Source organism: Anaerobiospirillum sp. NML120511, from assembly GCF_023050955.1.
In the GTDB taxonomy this organism is placed as follows: Bacteria; Pseudomonadota; Gammaproteobacteria; order Enterobacterales; family Succinivibrionaceae; genus Anaerobiospirillum.
This window is the reverse complement of the sequence record NZ_JALKIK010000012.1, coordinates 17,694-41,707: the sequence shown is the minus strand read 5'-3', so window position 1 is coordinate 41,707 and position 24,014 is coordinate 17,694. Positions and strand designations below refer to the sequence as shown.

Annotated in this window: 10 protein-coding genes; 8 read left to right on the top strand and 2 right to left on the bottom strand. The window is 54.3% G+C overall.

The annotated features are described in order from the left end of the window. Nucleotides 1-1,033: 1,033 nt before the first annotated feature. Both MXE39_RS05075 and MXE39_RS05070 read left to right on the top strand, forming a co-directional pair. A complete protein-coding gene (locus MXE39_RS05075) occupies nucleotides 1,034-2,299 on the top strand; it encodes a restriction endonuclease (RefSeq protein WP_246978037.1) in 1,266 nt (421 codons plus the stop codon). Between the two features lie 3,022 nt (nucleotides 2,300-5,321). Continuing rightward, on the top strand, nucleotides 5,322-6,311 hold the full coding sequence (locus MXE39_RS05070; protein WP_246978036.1) for a hypothetical protein: 990 nt from the start codon (nucleotides 5,322-5,324) through the stop codon (nucleotides 6,309-6,311). A 1,262-nt stretch (nucleotides 6,312-7,573) separates the two neighbouring features. On the opposite strand, the gene MXE39_RS05065 is transcribed toward MXE39_RS05070, so the two are convergent. Beyond that, entirely contained in the window at nucleotides 7,574-8,716 is a 1,143-nt protein-coding gene (locus MXE39_RS05065; protein ID WP_246978035.1) for a penicillin-insensitive murein endopeptidase, read from the bottom strand. Nucleotides 8,717-10,426: 1,710 nt separating this feature from the next. On the opposite strand from MXE39_RS05065, the gene MXE39_RS05060 reads away from it, so the two are divergent. From MXE39_RS05060 to MXE39_RS05045, 4 genes are all read left to right on the top strand, one after another. Further along, complete coding sequence (locus tag MXE39_RS05060) at nucleotides 10,427-12,409, top strand: hypothetical protein (protein WP_247073833.1); 1,983 nt, start codon at nucleotides 10,427-10,429, stop codon at nucleotides 12,407-12,409. A 701-nt stretch (nucleotides 12,410-13,110) separates the two neighbouring features. After that, on the top strand, nucleotides 13,111-16,515 hold the full coding sequence (locus MXE39_RS05055) for a filamentous hemagglutinin N-terminal domain-containing protein (RefSeq protein ID WP_246978760.1): 3,405 nt from the start codon (nucleotides 13,111-13,113) through the stop codon (nucleotides 16,513-16,515). A 692-nt stretch (nucleotides 16,516-17,207) separates the two neighbouring features. Then, nucleotides 17,208-18,464 carry a hypothetical protein gene (locus tag MXE39_RS05050; protein WP_246978761.1) on the top strand — a complete coding sequence of 419 codons (1,257 nt, stop codon included), beginning with the start codon at nucleotides 17,208-17,210 and terminating at the stop codon, nucleotides 18,462-18,464. 341 nt (nucleotides 18,465-18,805) lie between these two features. Beyond that, nucleotides 18,806-19,288: a DUF1036 domain-containing protein gene (locus tag MXE39_RS05045; RefSeq protein WP_246978762.1), complete on the top strand. Its 483-nt coding sequence runs from the start codon at nucleotides 18,806-18,808 to the stop codon at nucleotides 19,286-19,288. 199 nt (nucleotides 19,289-19,487) lie between these two features. Here MXE39_RS05045 and MXE39_RS05040 read toward each other — a convergent pair whose 3' ends face one another. Next, nucleotides 19,488-20,483 (bottom strand): MYG1 family protein, encoded by a 996-nt coding sequence (locus tag MXE39_RS05040; RefSeq protein ID WP_246978763.1) that lies wholly within the window; start codon nucleotides 20,481-20,483, stop codon nucleotides 19,488-19,490. 734 nt (nucleotides 20,484-21,217) lie between these two features. Between MXE39_RS05040 and MXE39_RS05035 the strand changes: the two genes are divergently transcribed. After that, nucleotides 21,218-22,525 (top strand): tRNA-dihydrouridine synthase family protein, encoded by a 1,308-nt coding sequence (locus MXE39_RS05035; protein WP_246978764.1) that lies wholly within the window; start codon nucleotides 21,218-21,220, stop codon nucleotides 22,523-22,525. Between the two features lie 662 nt (nucleotides 22,526-23,187). Then, nucleotides 23,188-23,805 carry a hypothetical protein gene (locus MXE39_RS05030; protein ID WP_246978765.1) on the top strand — a complete coding sequence of 206 codons (618 nt, stop codon included), beginning with the start codon at nucleotides 23,188-23,190 and terminating at the stop codon, nucleotides 23,803-23,805. The last annotated feature ends 209 nt before the right edge of the window (nucleotides 23,806-24,014 follow it).

Below are 24,014 nucleotides of genomic sequence, written 5' to 3'. Positions count from 1 at the left end.
CATGAACCTCAGTGCTCCGGAGCCAGAACATACAGGGGCAGCTCAGTCCAGAGCACAGGCTGGACGTCAGCTGCAGCTTTTGAGATTTGTGCTGTCAGAGGAAAGAAGATGATGTGGCTTAGCTGCCATCAGCTGTGTGTGCGTGTAAGTTTTGTTGCTGATGAGTGGCAGGTAATGCCAGTGGTGAATTTGCCAGCTGCTCAATCAGAAAGTGGGGGCTGTGTTGTCGTACAGGCGGGGATAAATAAATGCCGGTTGGGGAGGGACCAGAACGGCTATTTCATGCGTGAGAAAGCGATTTCACTGTTGATAACAGGTATATATTTACCGGAATTTTCAGATTCGCTGCACCATTATGATCGTAGAAATATATGTGTGATCTGTATCAAATTTTGTAGCAGTCTTATGTTGGCAAAATGACTGTTAAACACTGATATGGAATCAAGCTTTTTTACACCCTCGTGCCCGTGTATTCGGGCCAGGGGCTGTTACTGTAACAAATGGCATAAATATGCTGTAAACAGACTTATTTACACAAGTACGGAAAAAGTTATATTACACCAGTTGCAATAGATACTATTGAGCTATATCATAAGCGCAATTCATATCTATAATGATAGGTATTTCCAGACCGGACTTCGCTTTAATATGCCTAGCAGCAGGCGCAAGTCCCGTGACAGTTCAGAGCATTTTTTACTGTCTTTTTTACCGGCCTCTATCCTTGTAAAAGTTTGCGAAAAACTCACACACAGTACAGATCATTCTGTATTTACCGGATGCACGTGCAAAGATTCCTGGGTATTACGTGCACAACATCCTGCAGGAACGATAAGAAATTCTGGAATGAGATAAGAAGTTGGAAGTAGAAATAAGGACGTCATTAATTGACCTGCAGACCATCCAGCTTGTCTGCAGACGTATGTTAAGTGTGTATGGTGGCTGCGTGCTTATATCACCCCCTGCATATCAGGGCAGTAAGCCATAACCTGCAGTTCACAGCGTCCTAAAGTACCCAGTCTAAAGGTATATTCAAATGGCATTCTGGTTAGTTCAGGCTCAAGATGCTCAGGAAGAGCAGTACTTCATAAATTCCTCCCGCATCTGCTGCACTGAGGACAGTGTTCAGTGCTCTATTCTTGATTTCTATGCCGCCAGAGATCTGTCCCAGCATATTGAGGATGAGTGTGGTGTAGACAGCGCTACCGCTCTTAGCTGGAGCGAGCAGTGCTGGCCATTTGCCCATTCCATGTTCCAGGGCGATTACGTTGCCCTTATCACCCATGGCTGTGACAATATCCATTTTGGCCGCATTACCGGCGAGTACAATTTCAATGAAGAGCAGGAAGCCCGCCACCGCCATGAGCGCTCTGTAGTATGGTTTTCCCGTGGGGTTTCCCGTGCCGCCCTGTCTGCAAAGGGCCGTGAGCTCTTTGATGTTGAGGAGCAGATCAGCGAAGCTGACGGCTACGCTTTCCTCGACACCATTATCGATGCTTACAAGTACGTAATTCCTGCAGCCGCCACCCGTCGCCTTGTCTTTGACGGTACCAACGCCGATGAGATTTTTGCCCTGACTGTTGATACCGACGGCTCATCACCTGAGCGTGTCCGTCAGTTTGGCTCACCAGAGAGCCAGCGCATTGTTGCTCCACGTGTTGAGGCTCCAAAGAAGCGTATTGCTCCAGTTGAGCGTGGTGCTACTGCTACCAGCGCTGCAGCTGCCCGTCTGTACAATGCTGCTCCTGATATTGCTTCAGCACGCGAAATGATGATGATGCGTGCTGCTGCAGTACGCACTGCAGAGGCTGCAGCAGCTTCGGCAAGCAAGGCCGCTGATCGTGCCGAAGAGAGCCGCAAGAGCCTTGAGGAGCGTCTTGCCTCCCTTATCTGCCAGAAGGTCAGAAGCCACGAGTTAAACCTCACCAGCCTTATCGAGAACATCATCCGTGCCAAGGGCTTCAGCACTTCAATCAGCTCCGAGGGCAATGTTCGCAATACCACTTTAATTGCCTCCTCAAGAACCAACAGAGCGGTAAAGGTTGGCATCCAGATTCAGAATTACGCCTGCCCTCTCAAGGAGCAGTGCCTTGATCTTATGAGCACCATGATGACCTTCCACAGCGCCGGACACGCCGTGCTGGTATCCATGTCCGGTTTTGACCAGAGCGTCATGGATCGTGTAAAAGAGAGCAAGGCCAAGGTCAAACTCTGGGCTCCTAAGGACATTGCCACCGAGGTTCTGGCCTGCTATGACCGCCTCGACGACAATATCCGCGCCACTCTGCCTCGCTCCTGCTGAGAGCACTAAGGCCAATCGCCCCGCCGCCCATGCAGGCAGCAGGGCTGCCATATGCCGCCAGAACAGATAATACAGCTGCCCGGGTACCTCCAGGTCCCTGGCAGTCTCAGGGCAAAGCGCCCAGGGCCGGACAGCAATAGCTGCCCGGCCTTATTATTTCCCAGGAAATCACTTAACCAGCAACCAGCTTAATCCTCACAGCCATATATGCTGTCATGCCAGCCTGCCTGGGCAATACGGGCCATGCGCTGCCATTCCCTGGCAGGCCGGAGCCATGCGCTGCCATTCCCGGGCAATCCAGGCCATGCGCTGCCATTCCCAGGCAGCCCCAGCCCTGCCATATCAGTATATCCGTTCATACCTGCGTCCAGCAGGCCTTGCCCTGTGCCCACAGCAGGCGCATCACACCAAATCCCTTCTTACAGCCTCATAAATCACAGACATCCTGCTGCAGTACTTACTTTTCACGTATATGAAAATAACAGGATGAATACCTGTAACTGTGGATCATCACGGTACGAAAGTAACGTCACAAACATAATGGCGCCTGCATGTTAACCTGTAAATGCTTTATAAATCATTTTGACTGGTGCAGCCTTATAAGCTCATGACATAATGTTTTAGAAAGTATATAAAGTTACCATGTCCGCTAAATATATACACCAGCAAAACTCATCTGTGCTGCAGGCAGCGCAATACGCCCGTGCCCACGCTGCTGGCGCAATACACCGGCACCTGCTCTCCGCGTGTACATCGTCAAAGCTGTCCGCTGAAATTTATAGAGCAACACATACAGTAATGTTTTATAAAGTGTTATTGCCTGACACTTCTGGCCCCCAGGTGCAGTAGATCACTCCATGTGGTTTTAACTCAAAGTACCTTAACCTGTTAAAGAGATGAAATATGTGGCCGGTTTGCTAAATGCATCATAAAACGATTTGAAATGAATAATGTGGATTTCTCATGTCTGTGCCCCATGAAGCCCCGCCAATTGCCACATCAAGCCCCATCAAGTACCCCATTATGTGTCCCATAAAGTGCCCGTAACAGCGTCCTTTTAATCCCTGCCCTGTAAGAGTCGGCCTGTTCACATCTCATATCTTTGCGCTTATGTCAGGGAAACCAATTGCAGTTCCTCCCAGCCGCAGATCCTGCCAGCTGCAGATACATCCAGCTGTCCAGGGCATGACTTGAGCGCCTCATCATGCTGTCCCTGCTATATATAGATCACTTACTGGTACATATAGCCGCAGCCGCTGCCTTGTACCACCGCTGACAGAGTCACACTGCAACGATGAATGTGTTACTGCATATATATGATCGTCTGGTAAGAGTTGACCTCACTGCTGGCCACTGACTTCAATACGCCGGGACATGCCAGGATACACGGGGAATTGCCGGGCATGTTATGGCGGCAAAGATTTCTACCACTGCTGCTTTGCCACTCATCCACGGCGAACATCATGCGCTCAGCTTCGGGGATCTGGCTCTGCCCCCATCAGCATGCGCTCAGCTTCGGGGCTCAGACCCTGCACCCATCAGCATGCGCTCAGCTTCAAGGATCAGCACCTGCCTGCAGCGGCCAGAGGTTCGGCAGAGCCTGGCTTTCCCGAAAGCATCTTGGATGGTGAGATTTGCCGCTTGAGACATGGGGCAATGGCGCATGCCCCGTTCAGGGACGCACAGACAACAGGTATCTGTCACAGCACTACAGCCATGGCCGCCAGCAAATGTGAGGTTGCAAGCCCAGTAACGGTCCTCCTCCCGGCTCAGATTCGGGCTGTGTCCTGGTTGCAGCCAAAGAGTGAACAGCATTCTTCCTAAGCACGTGAGCACCTGGTCTGGTTAATATCCGAACCAGTGCCCGCTGGGAGTCCTTTGCTTTGCCTCTCTGATCTGCAGCGCAAAGCCAGAGGCAGGGGGCAGCTCATATGCTTACTACCACGAGGATAAGTCGTAACTGCAGTACCTTTGGGGATAAGACATGAGTCTTGTGGCTGCCATCGGCAAACACTCCTGCAGCAATGTCACATCTGATAGCAGTTACATGCGCTTTCGCTGATGCCGGGCAAGCTCTCTGTCTGATTGCTCGTTTTGTCCAGATCCTGTGAGCTGAGCAATGAACGCATACAGGCAAACATGCGAGGAGGCTGGGTGGTGAGGCTGGCTGGTGAGACAGGCAGGCAAACATGCATGGAAGCAGGGAGGTGAGGCTGGCAGGTGAGACCGGCAGGCAAACATGCGAGGAGGCAGGCTGGTGAGACGGACAGTCTGGGATTAAGGCGGGCAGTGTTTTCGGCAAACAGCGGTGCTGCCGGACGGTTATGGGGCAGGTGATGCTGCCGACGTGTGGTTATGCTTGCCGATGTGAGGGTTGAGGTTTGTGAGTCAGCCCATTGCTTGCCTTGTTTGTGCTGCAGCTTCAGGCAAGTATGCCAGGAGGGACAGGGCGCTTGCTGGCAGTGGCCGGCAGGGCAGGCTGCATTGCACAGGGGCTGAGGCACAGGGGATTGAAGAGAGTGGCGCTGTGATGGGGATTGCGGGAGTTTGAGGCAGGAGTGCAGTACCGGGATCTTTTGCCGCCCCTGGCAAGCAGGCCTGGGTGCTTTTGCTTGTTTAACGATCGATCGGCAAATTTTGTCCGCTTTGTTTCTTTAAGGCTTGAAGCGCTCTGATAGATAAAAACGGACATGGGAGTGCAAACCGGCTTGGGGCAGGTGTTTTTCGGGCCGGTTCTGAGCCCTGAAAGTGCACATTTCTGCCCTGCTTGGCCACGGTTGTAAAAAGGCTTGCAATGGCATGCATATCGCATTTATCATGAGCATGGCAGCTACGTGATGGCCCCGTTGCTACGGGCCTTGAGCTGGCAATACATCAATACCTTTATGGCTAAAAATTTATCAATGTATTTCTGGCACACTAACTGCAAAGTCCTAAGTGCTAAGCATGAAAATAGCTGACTGCAATTTGCAGTATTCCGGTTCCGGCTCTATTTTCCTGGCTTGCTTAGAAGGAGCTTTTTATGTCCATTAGCAACGTTACCCACTCAAGTCCTATCGGTCTTGGCAATATCCTGAGCCGTACTCAGAATACTCCTGCCTCCCGACCAGGCGACTTTGCCGCTATTTTGCGCAATGCTGGTGGGGTAGAGCAGATTCAGGGTGTTAACCCTCAGCCAGTACAGGCTGTAGGGGCACGAGGTGTAAGTGCTGCATCTGCTTCAGATGTTGATCGTGCTAATTCTGCTCTGTTTGGCAACAACGGTGCTCACTTTGCGCAGCTTCTTGCCAGAGCAGCTGAGACCACTGTTTCCAGCAGCCAGGTTATTACCAGCTCCAGCGCTGCCGGTGCCACTGCACCTGCAGGTCAGACTGTTTCGACCTCTGCCGTCAGAGCCACTGATGCCCTGATGCGTGCCGAAGCCGGTGCTGGTTCCGCTGCCGCTCCTGCAGCTTTCCAGGGTGATAACATTGCCGCTCAGGCTGCCCAGATCGTCGGTGCACTCGACTCCGTAAAGATCATGGAAGGCCAGAAGGCCATGGCTATTGCAGCTCTGGAGGCTAACAGCGTAGTTGACCTTCAGGATAAGACCCTTGATTTCTCCACCATGCTCCCTCAGGGCATGAGATCATTTTTAAGTGACCTCAACTGTGGCAAGGGCGAGCTGAACAACTTCGTAAATGAGATGATCTTTGGCTCCAACAACGGTCCTCACGGCCAGAACGCTGCTGATTACTTCGGTACCTCCAGCCTGACCGGCTCTCAGTTAACCGAGCGTATGAACGGCCTTCTCAATGCTGCCAAGATTAATTCAGCAGATTTTAATGCTCAGGACTACAACTTCGTCCTGCGCAATGAGAGCAACAGCCTCGGCAACACCATTGCCGTAGCCAATGGCGCAGATTTACAGGAGCGCTCCATTGAGCGTGAGGTTAACAGCACTTTCCAGAGCGACATGGCTCTGATGCAGGTTCTGTCCCACACCAATAACCAGAGCGCAACAATTTTCTAAAGCACAAAGGCCCTGAAAACGGGGCCGGTGCTCTATATGCAGAGGCTGACATCCCTTACGGGGTGCCAGCCTCTGTTATTTCCGTTTTCGGCAAAAAATGTCCCTCCCGGCAAGCGGTCGCCCTGGCTGTTCCCGGCGACTGACCTTGCAGCCAGCCTTGTCATGGCTTAAAAGCCATTATCTACGGGCTGTGCGCGCCACTACCTCATCATGGTGCATCAGCAGGTGCTCACCGCCCGCTAAATCGTACCATTACCTCATAACATGACCCCGGCCCGCAGTCCCGCGTGAGCGACATCCCGCCTCATCAGCTGTTACCAGCAAGACAGCAGCATAGTCATACTGACCAGCCCGGCAGCCCGCATCAGTATTCTCAATCCAGCTGCCCTGTGCAGCTCCAGCTCCAGGTCCAGCTCCTGGAACAGGCATTGGGCTGTCTGCCTTTCCAAACACTGCCAGTCTCGACTGTCTTAACGTACCAGCTCGGTACGCATGGCATCTCCTTATCCCCTCTCTTATCACCTTTGCTATCCTGAAGCTGAACTGACTGCAGTTAATGCCCGTTGCACACCATGGTTAGAACGAGTGGGCTGCTGGCCAGGCAGGGGCTGGCCATGCTAAGAAGCCTCAGGCTTAAATGTATTCCCCAGGATGTGAGCTGCTACTTATGGCGTTGCGCCAGCAGGGATAAAGCTGGCCGGCTCAACTTGGTTTCATGTCAGCATGCGCGGACGGCTGAGACCAGTCAAAGTCATTGAACCAGACGCAGTACGGCACACATAGCATGGCACACAGTACAGCGCACAGTACGGCACACAGTACGGCACACAGTACAGAGAAACGCTACCTGTTACTGGTACAGGCAATACTCCTGTATGAAGTCTGAGTCATTATGGAGTGTGAGTTCTGATGGCAGTGACTTACTTTTCCCTGGGTGAGGGCCAAAGGCAGGAGCTGAAAGAAGAGTCTGGCGATCAGCTCATACAGATCACTTTATCAGCATCAAGTGGGGGAGTGGAGGTGGCTTTTGGGGGATGGCCTGGTGGGGAGAGCCTGTGCTGCGGAATGAGGCGGGCAGCGCCCGCGCCCTTGTAGCTGCCAGATGTCCGTATATCGTGGTCTGGCAGCGCCCGCGCAGGTGCTCTGACAGCGCCCGCACAGGTGATCTGGCAGCGCCCGCACAGGCGGGCGGGGCGGACTGACGGCCCTGAGGTTCGGGTCAGGGCAGTTTCAGTGATGTGGGGCAGGGGATGGGGCTGGGCTTAATTACTGTAACCCTTGAGAAGGCTGGCGCACTTGGCTGGCATGATGCGCTGCTTTTTCCTGGCTGTGGTCTTAGGCTGGCTCTGTGGAGGCAGGAACCAGCTCTCGAGCTCATAGCCGCAGCCTGTACCTTCTGGTACCGGTGCCTGAGTTATGCACTCCGGGCTGTCGAAAGGACAGGTCAGGCGTACGTGCATGTGGGCCTGGTGACCAAACCATGGGCGCAGCTTGCGCAGGAAGCCGTTGTCTTTATCGCCCTCGAAGACAGCGCACATGCGCTTTTTGATCATAGGGGCCACAAAGATACGATCCACGCGCGGATCAGAGGCAGCTGCCTTGATGTAAAGCTCTATGTCACGGGTAAACTCAGGCTTGATAGTGCTGCCACGCACTATGTAGACATCCTTGGGATTGCGCAGCTCTGCATCACTTTTGCGTGGGGCTGCAAAGTCAAAAGGCAGGTCCACATCAATGCCGGTATTGTGGGAGGCATGGTTGGATCGTGGGCCATACGGGCCGCCCAGGCTGCGGGAGATATCGCCAATGAGCAGCGGTGGCAGTCCCATCTGGGTGGTGCGGGCACGCAGATCCTGAAGGTACTGCATCATCATAGGATGGCCGTAGTTGCGACCTTTGGCCCAGCGCTGCAGCTGAAAGTCCTGATGCTCATCAGTGAGCATGTCAGCACCGGCAATACATCCTGCTGAGGTAGTACCGTAAATACGGGTTGAGGATCCTGTGTAGGGAGTAAATGGTCCGTGGTATTTGTATCCCTGCAGGGTAGCAAGCTCAAGGGCACGGCTCAGGGAAGAAAAGTCGTTATAGGCTGGAGGGTTTTTGATGAGCAATATGCTCTGAGTATATTCCCTGGCTGTCTCGCCCTCATCCTGGGCTGATGAGGAGCAGGCAGTGATCATAAGGGCCATGGCTCCCACAGCTGTAAGTCTTGCAGCTGCAGCAGCGGCTCGTCTTAAAAGAGCTGAGGATCTTACAGCAGAAAAAGCATCCGCAGATAAACAGCTGGACTTTTCTGCCTTGAGATGAGCGTCACCGTATGTACGGGACTGTGAGGAAGAATAAGAGCATGGGGCAGGCTCACAGGCAGAGTGAGTACCCTTACAAAGAGAGATAAATAAAGGCATTGCTCAATAAAGCCTCAGAAATAAAGAGAGAAAGTGACCTTAGATTATAAACTCAAATTGGCAAAATAATGGCCTGCAAAGAAAAACTGCATCACCCAAAATCGCAGCCTGGCCTGCTAATCACCACAGTCATGCTCAACAGCCTGTCGACTGGCTGTTTACGAGTCAAAGTACCTTGCTGCGCCAGTACCGATCTGTCTTTATCTAAACTGTTTTAGTTATTGCAATGTGATGCTTATTAATCTCGCCGCCTGCCCTGCATCTGCAGCATTGCCACAATAGTCTTGCAACCTCTTACACTGCATCTTTGAGCTGCCTGAATTTTTCTTGAGCTCAGGATCTGACAGCCGGCATTTCAGGCATAGCAAAAAGCTGCACAGTACATGGTCATAAACTCTAAGTCCACCACGCATCTCCAGGTACTGCAATACCGGCGGGTCATAATCATAAATGCTTTATAAAACAGTATGGCTGTGATTATGCCCACACAACATCAGGCACAGTGATAATGTCTCCATACAATCAGGCAAAGTCACGCTGCGCAGCAGCTGCCGAAAGCATATCAACCAGACGAGCCATGCCCAGGTGCTAAGCCAGGTTGAGCTCCTGCCTGATAACAGTCTGTCCCCGTGTCCACATGTTCCCAGTCCCCCCGCATCCTGAATTACGCTCCCCTCTGCGCAGTTACCTGTCCTCAAGTCTGCATTCGGCAGCCAGCATCCATCGCCTGCACCCAGCGTACAGCGCCGCAGCCCGCATACAGCGCTGCAGCCCGTATCAGGCGCCAGCAGTGCCTGAGCTGCCGTACTGGACCAGGAAAGTGCTGCAGCCAAAACGGGCTTAAATCCAGGTTAAAAGTTCAAGTGAGATTATCTGTTAGTAACATTTCAAAGAAAATTTGAACTCCATCACAAACTGGCGTTTCGAAAATTAGTTTGTGATCGAGATCAAATTTTTGGAAAAAGCTTGCCTGGAGAAGAAAAAGGGCCTGTTTATCAGTGCTTAACACGCAATTTTCCATCAGGGAAAAACAGGGGCGAATTTAGTGTGACATGGCTCAAATTTTTGCCCGGAAAAGAACGTGTTTCGTAAATCGAGGTAGATCTGCAATTTGGATAATGATTGCAACGCCCCGGCAGCTGGCACTGCTATATTGATTCTGGCTCTGGGGCAGCTGCCTTACAGCTTCGTCCGGCTCCAGTCAGGTCAGCGCCAAAGCCCAGGCTACGTGAGCATGGGATTCTGTACTGACTGCATAGCCATGACCACAGCAGAGAGCAGCCTGACATCAGATGCCCTATCTGAGCAGCAAACATAAGGAGGCTGGTAGCCGGACCGTAAGGTCAGGCCACAGCTCAGAGCTGCGTGCCATAACCTGTCTTTAAGGCTCCACAAACATAAGGAGGCAGGATGCCGGCCCACATGGTCAGGACCTCCCTGACAGTCAACGGGTCTTGTCCGTCTGGTAATACATAAGGGGTTCATTGGCTATGGCCCATGTTTCAGGATAACAGTAATGAATGGGCCATGGTCCATTGTTCAGGATAACAGTAATGCATGAGCTCGGGCTCATGCTCTTTTTGGATAACAGTTATGAAAGCAATTAACAGTAAAGCGCAAATCTCTGCCAGTGACCTCAGAGCTGATGGATCTCTGGAGTCACGGCTATCTTGCCGCTCCCCTTCCTGTTGTGTTCCTGCTTCAGGCAGTATGGCCGTTCGCTCTGATTTATGTGGCAGTCAGGACCATGTTGCCGGGCAAAGTACTGCAGCTGAGTCTGAGGCAGAGGCTGAGGTTGAGCTATCTTATCTGACAGCGGCTGACCATATACAAAGCAAGGACGTAAATCCTGGGGTCGTGGACCAGGAGCTGGACATAGCAAGGCTTACTGATCTCTATGACAGCCTGTTTATGTCAGTTTCTTCCGGCTCTGAGCGCAGGAGCCATGAGCGGGGCTGTGTATCAGCAGGCGGCAGTGTGGGAGCAGCTGACAGTTCATCGGCTTTGCTCAGCATCAGCCGCAACAGCCTGATATCTGGACAGCTTGATAACTGCTGTGAACTGAACCTTGATCTTGATGAGAGCGGCCGTAAGGTCGGTGCTGTGGAATGCTTTTTATCGGCTGCGCTGCGGCTAGCCAGCCAGAGCAAACTTACAATTAAATCTGCAGCTGATGGTGATTTTACATTTGTATGTAATGGTGAGCAGGACAGGAGCAGCTCTGAGCTGACAAAAGCCGATACGGTCAACACCCTTAACCAGGAGTGCCTGATTGACGCAGGCACTGAGGCAGCTGCCGCAGCTGCAGAGTTATCTTCGCCTGCACCAGAACCTGCTGACCTGTCTGCATCTTTGCCTGCAGCTGTGTCCCTGTTAGTGTCTGCTGCTGCGCAGACGGATGACAGCGACTGTGCCTGTGCCTGTGCGGATCAGGAACAGCATGACGAGAGCGCTGACAAAGCCCAGTGCGCTGAGGCTGCAACATCATTTGATCTCAGTACACTTACTGATGCAGACGGCAAAGATGCACAGGTTGCTCTGATAGAGCATTATGATGATTGCGAGTCTGCACTGGACTGTGAGGACAGTGCCGTCTTAAGGGATAGCGTAACTGAGTGCTCTCAGGCCTTACATGACAGTGTTCTGGGGGCCGATGATGAGTCTTATCTCATCAGCTCCTGCAGTGATGCGTACTTTTACGGACTGCAGACGGCTGATCCATACAGTGATCATGACCTTTTTGCTGTTGATGAGCTCTATGGCTGTGCTCTGCTCTCAGGTGAGCCGGGCCAACAGCCAGTGACTGGAGCTGAGTCCGTGACTGTGACAGAGGCAGGGGCAGTGACCGGTGCCTTGGCAGGGTCAGTGACTGGGGCCTTTGCAGTTCCTGTGTCTGCGACCGTGTCTGTGTCCGAGGATCAGTCAGCTGCTGGAGGGGAAAACAGCACTGTCCTGCTGCAGCTGCCTGAAGGTCTGTGCTCAGCCAGCTGTGTTTCCCCTTCAGCTTTAAGCACTGCCTCATGCGCCCGCTATCTCAATGACAGCACTGGCCGTCAGATTCATGCTGCCTGCAGCGTAAGTCACTGTCCGGTAATGTCTGGTGTGGATGAGGGCTGCGCCGCTGCCCTGGTCAACGACGCTGAGAGCAATAACAGCGCCGCCGGGGATGCCAGTTGTGTCCACAGTCATGACAGCCAGCTGGAGCACAGCTGTGATAACAGCCTGGCTCAGGGCAGATTCACTGAGCCTGTCACTGGCAGCTGTTCCGGGACCGCTGCAACAGAGCATAAGGAGAAGACACAATTTTGTGCAGAGACACAAAATGTGCTTGACACAGAAAGCTCATGCGCTCTAAAGTATTTTATAAAGTCAGACAATGCAGCTGATTTCACAGCTGATAATAAGGAGTCCCATCACTCAGCAGCGCTGCATGGCGGATGTGCCGCCGACCGTGCCTGCACCAGTGACCTTAAGGTTGATTTTGCTCCCCAGGCATTTACCTCAAACTCAAGCGCATCAGGCTCGGAACAGGAGCAGACTGCGGCTATTAATCGTCGTCGCTCCTTTCAAGGCTCACGCTGGTGGGGCGGAGTACTTAAAGTCTGCAATAAGCTGCTCCTGCTTGCTGACTGTGCCGGTATTAACACCTCAGCACTGCGCAGCCGTATTGGCCGCATGAGCGTGCAGGCATAAGCCGGGAGCTCCTGAATGTCCCTGGCGGTAAGATAACAGCGCGGACCACTGCTAAGATTAGGTTAAGCAGGAGACCTGATGGCCCATGACCTTACAGTGAGAGGTGATCTCCCGGTTATACCTTTGACCCTATATGAAAAGCCGGGCGCCTGCAGCGCCTGAAAACCTGCCGCCTGATGCGCGGCTTTGAGATAACAGTCAGCCTTTATTATTCAGTCTGACCACCACTTTTCCCATTTCTGCAATCTGCACCTGCAACCTGCAGCCAGCAAACTGTGCCTTGTGCCGCCAGCCTTACCATAATCTCTGGTGGGCCCTGCATGAGCACAGTGCTCTGCCGCTACAGTCAAAGCGTAAGCTGCAGAGCTGATCTTTACCTGCTTTGCCGACAGAGCAGGTAATTAATGACAGCCAGGCTGACAGGGCCATATGCCGGTCAGAGAGATAACAGGACCCTGGCCGTGCCATGCTGCAGGTCAGTCAGATAACAGCATTCAGGCCGGGCTTTACTGCCGGCCGGTGAGATAACAGCAACCTGGCAGGGCTTTGCCTTGGACCGGTGAGATAACAGCACCCTGGCCGTGCCACGCTGCAGGTCAGTCAGATAACAGCATACAGGCCGGGCTTTACTGCCGGTCGGTGAGATAACAGCATGCTGATGGGCCTTAAGGCCGGTCAGCGATCATTTCCATGGTGGAATTATGTCCAGTAAGAGAACAGTACATAAGGAGCAGCGTCACGACGCTGATCAGGCTTTTGCCATCAACCTGTCTGCTCATCTCAGTGCCTGCAGCACTGACAGAGCAGATTCGCATCTTCCGGCAAAGTCATCTTCCTGCGCAGGTCTGAGCGACGGCCTGAAAATCGAACAAACAAATCAAGGAGTTTATCCAATGGACAAGTCATCTGCTTTCAATCATCACTCTGAGTTTGCCATGGGCCCTGGTGCCGCTGTTGAGGGCCATGCCGGCCATGACAGCCATGCCGGCCATGAGGGCCACCAGAGCCATGGCGCAGGCCATGAGCTTTGTGGTGCGGGCGCTGCCCTGGACGGCTGGCCAGACAGGGCAGGCAGCGCTGGCCGTGCCCGTGCGGTCCGTGGGGCAGCTGGTGGCCGCAGGGGCAGAGGCGGTCTCTGTGAGGGCGTGATGGGCCGTGCCATGGCGCTGCTGCGCACTCCTCTGGCCCGTGCTCTGGGTACGGTAGTGGCCGCCGGCATGGGCACCATGGTCATGGGCCAGGCTCATGCCGCCAATGTAAATCTGCCTGATCTCAACAAGGCATGGAATGCCACTATCCAGCGCAATGACACCTCAGTGAGCGCCATGACTGTGGTCTCAGACAAGAGCAATGCCCTGCTTATCTGGGATGACTTTAATGTGGCTGCCGGAAGTCACGTCTACTTCAAGGCCGCCAGAGACCAGCCTGTATCCTTCCTCAATGTGGTCAAGGGACCAGGACGAACCAGTATCGATGGTCACGTGGTAGGTCAGAATGACAATATCAATTTCTATCTGGTTAATCCCAATGGTGTCAGAGTAGGCACCACAGGCTCTATTGAGGGAATGAAGAGTACCTATCTTGGTACCTCCCGTCTCAGTCAGCAGACCCTGGACAGGTTCAAGGACGGTAATGCCGCTCCTGTTGGCATGAATGCCCTGCCTGAAACCCTGGCCATGGGCGATGTCAAACTCTATGGCAGCGTGCACAGTGCCGCTATCAAGGTCAATGGCGATCAGATTGTCATTGGCGAGATAGAAAAGGTGCTGCCGTCCACCACTGCAGGTGACGTGCTCGAGCTGCACAGCGGCAAGGGCCGTATCGACATTGGCGGTGACATCGACAGTGTGCGCCTTGACAGCCGTCCTCAGCAGAATGGCGCAGCTGACAATAAGGACAGTCTTGCCGGCAGCACTGCACCGGGACGCAATGCCGTAACCTACCGCGAGCTGCTCAGGGTCAATGGTCTTAAGGCAGCTGCCAGGGGTGATATCAAATTCAATGGCACTCATGACAGTGGCAAATTCGTCGACCATTCTGCTCAGCAGGCTGTTTACAATGCCGATGGTTTTTACAATGCCTTTTCAAAGAACAGCTCAGGTGACTACTGGCTGACCGATGACATTACCCTTGATTATGAACGCGACAGCATGGGCGCGCTTAACAAATCCTTCTCAGGCACTTTAGACGGTGCTTTCCACACTGTGACTCTGACCGGAAAGGTCAGGGACTCCTCAGGCAGCACTGTGACTGGCAACCGTAATCACGGTCTTTTTGCCAGCCTTGATGGCGCTGAGATCAGCAATATGAAAATCATGACGGACGGCCTTGCTCTTGACAGCTCACTTCGCGGTCAGGACTTCAACTTTGGTCTGCTGGCAGGAACCATCAAGGACAGCACTCTTGCCAATGTTGAGATAGACAGGGCTGATGTTCGTATCTCTGCTGCCTCAGCAGGTTCCGGAGATTATATGGGCGCTCTGGCCGGCCGCATTGAGGGCAATAACAGCTTTACAGCCGTCATGAGTTCATGGAGTGATAACACAGCAAATCAGCTGGGCTCACGCAATGGTCTTAAGGCAGGTCATTTAACAGGTTCAAACAGCGGCATGGTCCAGGGACTTATGGTCGCAGGTACTGGCAACAGGGCACTTGCAGCTGTGGGTGAGGGCAATGCTGATGGTATGGCTTCATCATTTTCCGAGGCCTGGAATAAAAGCCTTGAGCAGATGACAGCCTCAGGACTTTCTCATGACGAGGCTCTGGGCCGTCTGCATTCTGTATGGGCCACCTCAGGATCAGCTCATGACGGTACCCTGGCCGGTCGTGACAAGGGCTTTATGAATGCCTTCTACATTGAGGACTTTAACTTCATGTACGATGGCAAAAACCACAACTATGCCGATCTGGTCAACAACGAGGGCTTTGACATTAACAATGTGCTGACCCTTGTCAATGGCACCTCCTGGGATCAGAAAAATGCCGGTCAGTGGGGCTTTGAGTTCACCACCCACAAGGACAATCAGGCCGGTGGCCATGATTACTTCTTCACCTATGCTCATGCCGGTGATACCTGGGACAGGGGAGCAGGTGGCAGCGCCGATCTGCAGATACGTAACGATCGTGTCGACTCTATTGGCGGTGTGGGCACCCTCAATATCAACAAAAAGCCTCTGACCATAGCCCTTAAGGATCAGGTCATTACCGAAGGTCAGCTCCCTGATCTCACTGTCGGCGGCAATACCCTGGTAAACCCTGGTGATATCAGTGCCTCACTTGCTGACGGTGACAGCCTTGCCGATCTCAATCTCACCCTCAAGGCCGATCCTGTGACCGGCAAGATTACCGCCTCATATAACAATGGCAATTACGACATCACCATAGTCGATGCCAGATTAAGTGTCATTGCCAAACCGGTACAGCCTGAACCTCAGCCGCTGCCACAGCCACAGCCGCTGCCTCAACCGGCACCACAGCCACAGCCGGACCACGGCAATGTCCCATCACTGCCTGCAGTACCATCACTGCCTGTACAGCCTGATAACAATGACAGCAGCTCCATGGCCGCTATTGACCATGCCGCCGGCGTTGAGACCCGCTGCCAGAACTGCCATACCCTGAGCAGCGCCGACCTGGGCTCTGCTCTGTGGCTTACTGACAATACAGTGCTGGACCTTAGCGGTATTGATTACACCTTGAGTATCTTCGCCGCCCTCAACTCAGGCGCAGCTCCTGAAAATGCAGGCAAGTGGCTTCTGACCAGCGGCCACGACCAGCTGGCTGCCACTGACAGTGCCGCCCCATCTGACAGGCAGGGCATGGGCAGTAACACAGCCTCTGCCTCAGGTACCACCACAGCCAGCACTGGCAGCGGCACCCTCAGTGGCACTGCTGCCATGGCTGAGCCAGCCACTGCCGCTTCAGCCTCTGAGCCGGTCACTGCAGCTGCCGCAACTGGCACTGAGCGTCCAGGCGGCTTTAGAGCCTCAGCCCTTGCAGCTGCCCAGAAGCTGCCTGGTGGAGCCACTGTGCTTAAGGGCCTGAGAAGTGCCTTTGAGTACCTGGGCCTTAACAGCAGCAAGGCCGAGCCAGTACGCAACAGCTAAAGGCCGGGCACGTACTCAGCCCACTGCACGGCCCACTGCACGGCCCACAGCCTCAGCCCACTGCACGGCCCACAGCCTCAGCCCACCGCACGGCCCACAGCTCAGCCCACAGACTCAGCCTGGTCAGCGCCCCAGGCCGCGCCGGCTGGCATGGTATAGCAATGCTTCGGGGCGGCCCCGCTGCCTGAGCTCACTGCGGGCCTCATGCTCAAGGGGCGCGGGAGACGGTGAGGTCGGTGGCGGGTGCCGGCAGCTGGTTCAGAGCGCGCTGCGCGATTATTTTCAGCCCTGTCCGGGCATTCACGTGGTAAGTTTTCGCAATGAATAACTGACCCGGGGATGCCCGGACAGCTTTTTATGGTGGTGCAATATGGCGGCTTATGCGTATGAAGGTGAGGGTCTGTGGCAGGCGCGGGCGCCTGATCGGCAGGCGACAGTGTTATGGGTCAACAGGGCGCTGTCAGCGTGCAGGAGCGGCCCTGACAGTCCTGTGTTCCATGGTATGTGCACTGCACAGGCATGCGGTCGGGCGTCCAGACAGTGGGATTTAGACTTGCTATAATGACCTGACTTTTAGCAATTACTATGGTGAGCTCAACTTGCTTATGCAGCCTGTAAAAATACTGGAGTATCTCTCCTGGCCCTTTCTGGCCCTGTTTTCACGACGATTTTATTATGATGTCCTGATTAAAATGAGAGGAGCCGGCCTGCGCTACCTGCTGCTTTTCAGCCTCGCTCTGGCCCTGCCTGCCTCTTTTCAGGTCAAGGAAATTCTCAACCGCTTCAAGACTCTGGATCTGTCAACTGTAGTAGCTCAGATTCCGGCAAGCAATATCTCCCCTGAGGGTGTACTGACCCCTGCCGATCCTGCCAATACCGAGCCCTTTTTAATCAAAAACAGCAGCGGTGAGGTGGTAATGGCATGGAATCTGGAAAACAAAAGGATAGATGGTGAACCGATTCACGTCCCTATCACCATTGCCTCTCATGCTGCCATTATCGATACTACCGATGGCACCATAAGTGTCCCATGGACCTCGCTTTATGGCTCATCAGGTGCCCAGTTTGAGCCTCTGGCTGCCGCTCAGGTACTTGATGAGGCCTTTAATGCCAGTATAATTCTGGTCTGGCTGGTGGTGGGCGTAAGAATTCTCTTTTCCATGACCTTTGTGGTGCTGGCCGCCGCCATTTTGACCCGCGTCTTCATGCCTGTAGTGGTCAGAGTGCGTGTCCCTTTTACGGTAGTACTGCGTCTTAATGCCTTTGCCAGTTCAGTGGTGGGCTTTTTTATGCTGGCCCAGTTCTTCCTGAACATGTCCGTGTCCTATCTGCTGCTGTGCGCCGTGCCGGCCGTATACTGCCTGTCCTTCCTTGGCAATGTACGCCGTGTGCTCGACAATTCAGTCAACAGCGTAGATTACGCGCTTAACAGGAACAATCCTTTCTACATGTGGTTTGAGGCCCGCAGCCGTATTGATGAAAACGGTAATATCGAGCGCAGCCCAGATTACTGGAGCCTGTCACCTGAGGATCAGGCACGCCGCCGCAACAATCTGCAAAACTCTTTCCGCAACAATGCCCAGCATACAGTAAACTCTGCTTTCCACTCCGACATGGGCAGTCACTGGTCACAGGGCGCTCATGGTGGTCAGCAGCAGTCAGGTCAGTCTCAGGACTCCTGGTCGGGCGCCCCACAGGACCGCAGGGATGATGACGATCATCCTCATCAGACAGGTATCAGCCCTGATGATGACTCCCGCTCCTTGGACAATGACAGTGACGGCCCGGGTGAGCACAATGCTCAGGAAGGCAAGACTCCTAATCCTTATATTTTTAACGATCAGACCGGCGCTGATGACCCTGTCTTCAAGGAGCACATGGAAAATGCTCCTGAGCGTGGACAGGTACGCTCCGGAGCCAAGGGTGAGGATTCAAGCTTCACCCCTTAATCAATTACAGTTGCTCACTGCAAAAAGCCCGGCCCCGCCGGGCTTTTTCATGCCTGCGCTCTGCCATGCAGCTGCAGCTGGCTGCGCCCTGCTGCAGCAGCGCTGACGGCTGCACTGCAGCTGCATGGCCGGGTGTGCTGCCATGGTTTGAGCACAGGGTTTTGTGACAGGGACAGGCAAGAAAGATTTTGCGCTTTGAGCGGCCATAGGTTAATATTTGCCCATATGATGGCCCTGCTGTCCCCCTCACGGGAGCTGCCAGGTTCAGCAGATGCCCTGAGGCCGTACAGGCATGGCTGCAGGATCTTTGCTGACAGAACTGAGGAGCAGTACCGCCCGGTATGGATAGCCATAAGTCAGCTCAGCGGGGCGGTGCTCAGTTAATCTATCTGTTTGGAGGTAATGTGTTGCGCAAGATTGCAGCTGCTGCGGCTTTGGCTGGAACAATGACCGTAATGACCAGCGCCCAGGCTCTGGTTCTTGAGTGTAAGAATGTGGCCGATGTCCCTATTTCCGTGGCCGTTTCCTACCTTGACTACGATGGCAAGACCTGGATGGTAGAGGGCTGGTACAATCTTGATGCCGGTGCCCGTGCCAATATCGAACTGGACAGCTCCAACGATATTTTCTATATCTACGGAGAGTTCAAGGGCAATCACGAGGTATCAGGCGGCAATGGCAGCCTCGACCTGCCTGTCTACTACCGCACCTTCAAATATGTGCATGGCCAGAATCAGGCCCGTCCGGACGCTTCCGTATCCTTTGTCCGTGGTGTGGCAGCCAATGGCGTTGCCCAGATTTCTTTCGGTCCTATCAGCCAGTAAGGCCGGCAGCGACTGCAAAAACAAAGCCCTGACAGGACTGTTCCCGTCAGGGCTTTGTTCATTATGGCAAGGGCAGGCCCGGCCGCAAGCTCCACCTGGCTCATGGGGCATGGCCCAGGCAAGGGTCCTGGCAAATCCACGGGCGGCCCGGCCGGCCGGGCGCAGCGCGACGCGGCTGCGCACTGCGCAGCAGGGCGGCTTACTTGCAGCGCTCGCCTTCGCGCAGCCAGATGCGGGCCATTTCCAGATTGGTATCAAAGTCCATGGCACCTCCGGTAAAGCCGGCACGGTGAACGAAGATAGTGCCGCTAAGACCGGTAGCTGCGTCCAGAGCCTCAAAATCAAGGCCGCGCCATGACTTAGGGGCGGTGAGCTTGTTCTTGAAGCGCTCGGCTTTGGAAAATGGCAGGGACTGCACACGCCAGCCGCGCTTGCGATCTGGATAGACAGCCAGCATGCAGTTTTTGAAGGCATCAAAGTTGGCCAGCACTGCCTGAGTCCATGGCAGCTTCTCGTGCATGATGAGGATTTCACCGCCGTCGTAAACAGACATCACGCGGGCAATTCCCAGCTCAGTGTACAGGGCATTTACAGCTGCATTTATGAGCAAGTTCTTGAGCATCTTCACTGTGTTCATGAAGTTTCTGTCCTGCTCGGCACCTGAGACATTGGGCAGATTCTGCATGGCTACCAGATAGGCAATGTCAGGGGAGTAGCGGTAGAACTCGTTGAGCTCATCCATGACGCGCTGCTCGCCTTCATTGTTGACGGCCACATTATCGGCAAGCCAGGTGTTGAGCTGACCATTGTCATTGAGATCAACGGCATACATCACTTCACGGTCAATACGCTCACGGGCAGCAAGGAAGATCTCGTCGGTAAGCTGCTGGCGCTGCTCGTAGGTCATGAAGTCCTGAGCAATCTTGCGCATGTACTCATCGCCAAACTTGAGCCACATCAGACCGGCTGTGGCGTAGTTGATGCCATTAGGGCGGCTGAGGTTGAACTCATTGGAATGGTGATCAAAATGCCTGTCATCATTGATGCCTGAGACATCAATGATGATATCAGCTGTTTCCAGACGCTGAGGATCACGGGAACGAATGACCTCAGAGCGCTCATGAATATAGGAAATTACAGCGCAGGCCAGTGTTTCGTCAGCGTGAAAGCTACCGTCATGAGTTGCAATTAACACAGTCTTCCCCTTAGCAGTCCACCACCGGTTTACTGCGCAAAATAAAAGTCACAATCTGACCGGTCCTGACGGGCCTGAAAGTCAGCTCTGTATGCTACACAGATTTAAGGCATACAGGTCCGCTAATTTTAGCATTCATTAGCCTTTGTTGGGGCAGGGGCCGATTTTTTATCACCTCTGTCAGGCAAATGCACCACCCCCGCACAGCCAGGCCATGCACGCCCGGCCCGACATGGCCGGACCCGCCGGCCGGGCATGTTCCGGCCGGATCGGGGCGCCCAGTGCGTACTGACCCGGCCCGGCAGGACCATGACTGCCCGGGGCCTGACTGGCAGCCTGTCCCTGCCAGACAGGCAGGCTGCCTCTGCCTGGGCATTGATTAAAAGCTGCATATTTATGGCTGTCAGAGGCGATCTGGAGTACAATGCATGGTCTTTTTGCCCGCAGCCGGGCAGCGGCCATAACAGCCAGGCTGCCATGGACAGCGCGCAGGCTTGCGTACAGTGCGCCCACCTGCGCCCGAGCCGGCAGCGCAGCCGGCGCCGCTCCGGGCCCTGGCACCCTGCGGCTTACAGATTCCGGAGCTTAAAGCTCAGTATTCTGCGCTGCACCGCCTGCCCTGAGCATAACGGGACAGTACCAGCGGTGTATCGTAAGTGTCCTGAGGCAGTGACTGTAAACAGCTGCGGCAGGGGGCTGCAGGCATATGTGTTTTCTTTATGAGGAAAGATTAAGTGGCTTATAAACTTGACCGAATCTATCTGGCCCCAATGGAGGGCGTGGCAGACGCCCCTATGCGTAAGGTTCTTACCCATTATGGAGCCTGGGATGCGTGTACCTCCGAGTTTATCCGCGTCACCACTGAGGTTTTGCCTTATAAGACCATTTTGCGCGATGTTCCTGAGGTTAAGGAAAACGCCCGTACTGCCTGGGGCTGCCCATGCCGTGTGCAGCTTCTTGGTGATGAGCCTGAGCCTGTTGCCAAGACTGCCCTGCGTGCTGTTGAGGTGGGCGCTCAGGCCATTGATCTCAACTTTGGCTGTCCGTCACGCTTTGTTCATCACGGCGGCTCCATGCTCTTAAAGGAGCCTGAGCTGCTGCACCGCATTGTCAGCCGCGTGCGTGAGGTGCTCGACCCTTCCATTCACCTGTCAGTCAAGTTCCGCATTGGCTTTGCTGATGCCGCCGAACTGCCTGAGATTGTCAGGGCCCTTGCTGTTGACGGTGTGGATGAGCTCATCATGCATGCCCGTACCCGCAAGGATCTCTACAAAAAAGAGGCCCTCAACTGGCCTGCCATTGGATCAGTGCTGGAGCTGTGCAACAACATCCCTGTAGTGGCCAATGGCGACATTCTCTCCTATGAGACCTCTCAGGAATGTGCCCGCATTACCGGCACTGACCGTCAGATGGTAGGCCGTGCTCTCTTTGCCATTCCCAACATCCCTCAGGTGCTGCGCGGTGAGGAGCAGCCATGCTCCATGCAGCATGTAATTACCGTAGCCTCTGAGCTTGGTCAGGAGCTGCAGTCACGCAACTATCCTGAAAAATCAGTGATGGACAGACTAAAGCAGTTCCTTGGTTATGCCCAGAAATACAATGCCGCCTGGACTTCATTCTTCCGCATCTTCTGCCGTTCTCAGAGCATTTTTGAGGCACAGCAATTGCTTGAAAAGTTCAGCGCCTCACTGGATGTCACTTCGGCGACAGAAAGCGATGAGCTCAGCGCTGCTCAGGCCGCTCTTGAGCGCATTATTCCGGCCGCCGCCGTCGGCGCCTCACCTGCCGAGCAGGCCGCAGCCGTAGCCGCCGCAGCCCCGGCAGCCGCCGCAGCATCAGCTGCCGCCGCCGTCGGCACCGCAGGCGCAGCCGGTGACATCAGCGCCCGTGAGCTCAATGAACTGTGCCCTGAGGGCTGCACCGGTCAGCGTGCCGCTGCTCCTGAGCCTCAGGCTCCGGCAGCTGCCCCGTCTGCAGCAGACACTGGCGCCGGCGGCCGCAAGGTTACCAGCCTGGAGCGCTCACTGATTTTCGGTCTTTAGGCCTTACGGCCAGGTAAGCCTTATGCCACAGGCAAGGCCCTGCCCTGCCAGGGCAGGCCAGGGCCTGCCAGTGCGAAAACCGGGGCGCGGGCTCGTCGCCTTGCAGTCCCCGGGAGCGGTCCGGCGGGTGCCTTTATGCCCCGCCATGGCGCACGGCGGCGCGTGCCTTTATGCCCCGCCATGGCGCACGGCGGAGCGTGAATCCGGGGCAGATATCAGGCTTTTTCTGATCACGGCCCCGCATTTGGCACAAATACTTAGCGCCCTTGCATAAAGGGCGTTACAATACAGTGCACATTTTGCTGCACTCCGAGGTCTACGCCCCCGGTACCGGTACCGCCCGGTCAGCAGTGCACTTATGTTATTCGGTTTTTGGAAGCTGACAGGCACCGGCCTTTTGCCAGTAACAATCAGACAGCATTGTCAGACTCTTCTTTTCAGTTTTCCTGCCAGTAAGGGCCCTGTTAACTGCAGGGAACCGGGGCAGAGCTGTATCACTGCGGTTCAACCCTGCCTGACGCTGACGCTCTGCGAGTATTCAGCTGCAGACAAGTACCTGCATTAAGACAAGTACATGCCCTGAGCAGGGCACGTGCAGTCCTCATGCGATCTCAGGTCAGGGAATACAACTTTTCATAGGGAATTACAGGATGGCTTTAATAATGGCTAAACTTTCACGCAGATTATCCAGATTTGCCTCTGTCGTGGCGTTAAGTGCCGCTGCCCTCGGTGCAGGTGCTCCTGCCATGGCAGATATCAACATCGGCAAGTCCATTGACGAGGCACATTACAAGTACATGATGAATATCGTGCCTGTATACTTCCCTGCTGTGCCTTTTGGCTGGTCTGTCGGCATCCAGGACAATGTTGTCACTTACGTCAATCAGAGTGGCAAGGGTCCGATGAAGAACACCGCCATCAAGATGCGCTATACCCGCAAGACCGCCAGTATGGATGCAGCAAAATATATGGACTATTACGTCCATAATCACTCCTGCGCTGACAAGGAAATGCAGGGCAAAGGCTTCTATACCACCTCCTGTATCAATACCAACACCTTTACCATAATAATTGGTGAGGTCAACAACATGTACGTCATCGAGCTTACCGGTGAGTACAATTCAGCCGCCCGTGCCATTATCGAAAACTATGTAGGCAGCATCGTCCGTGGCAAGCGCGTCTTTGCTGACCGTGGCATTGGTGAGCTGCAGGTATTTGGCGACAATGCTACCCCGGTACAGATTCCAAAGGATGAAGAGAAGAAGGCTGGCGGCCACTAACAGCACCTGAGCCCGCCTCTGCAGGCTGTCTGCCTGGCAGGCTCAGCCGCCCGCTCCTGGGCACTGCATCTGCCTGCAGCTGCAGGCAGCCTGAAAAAGAACCCGGCTGTACCCTTTAGAGGGTGCAGCCGGGTTCTGTGCTTTAAGGCCTATGCCGCATGACCGGGCCGGAGATGGCCCGGTCGGTCGCCGGCACCGCGCGCCATTAT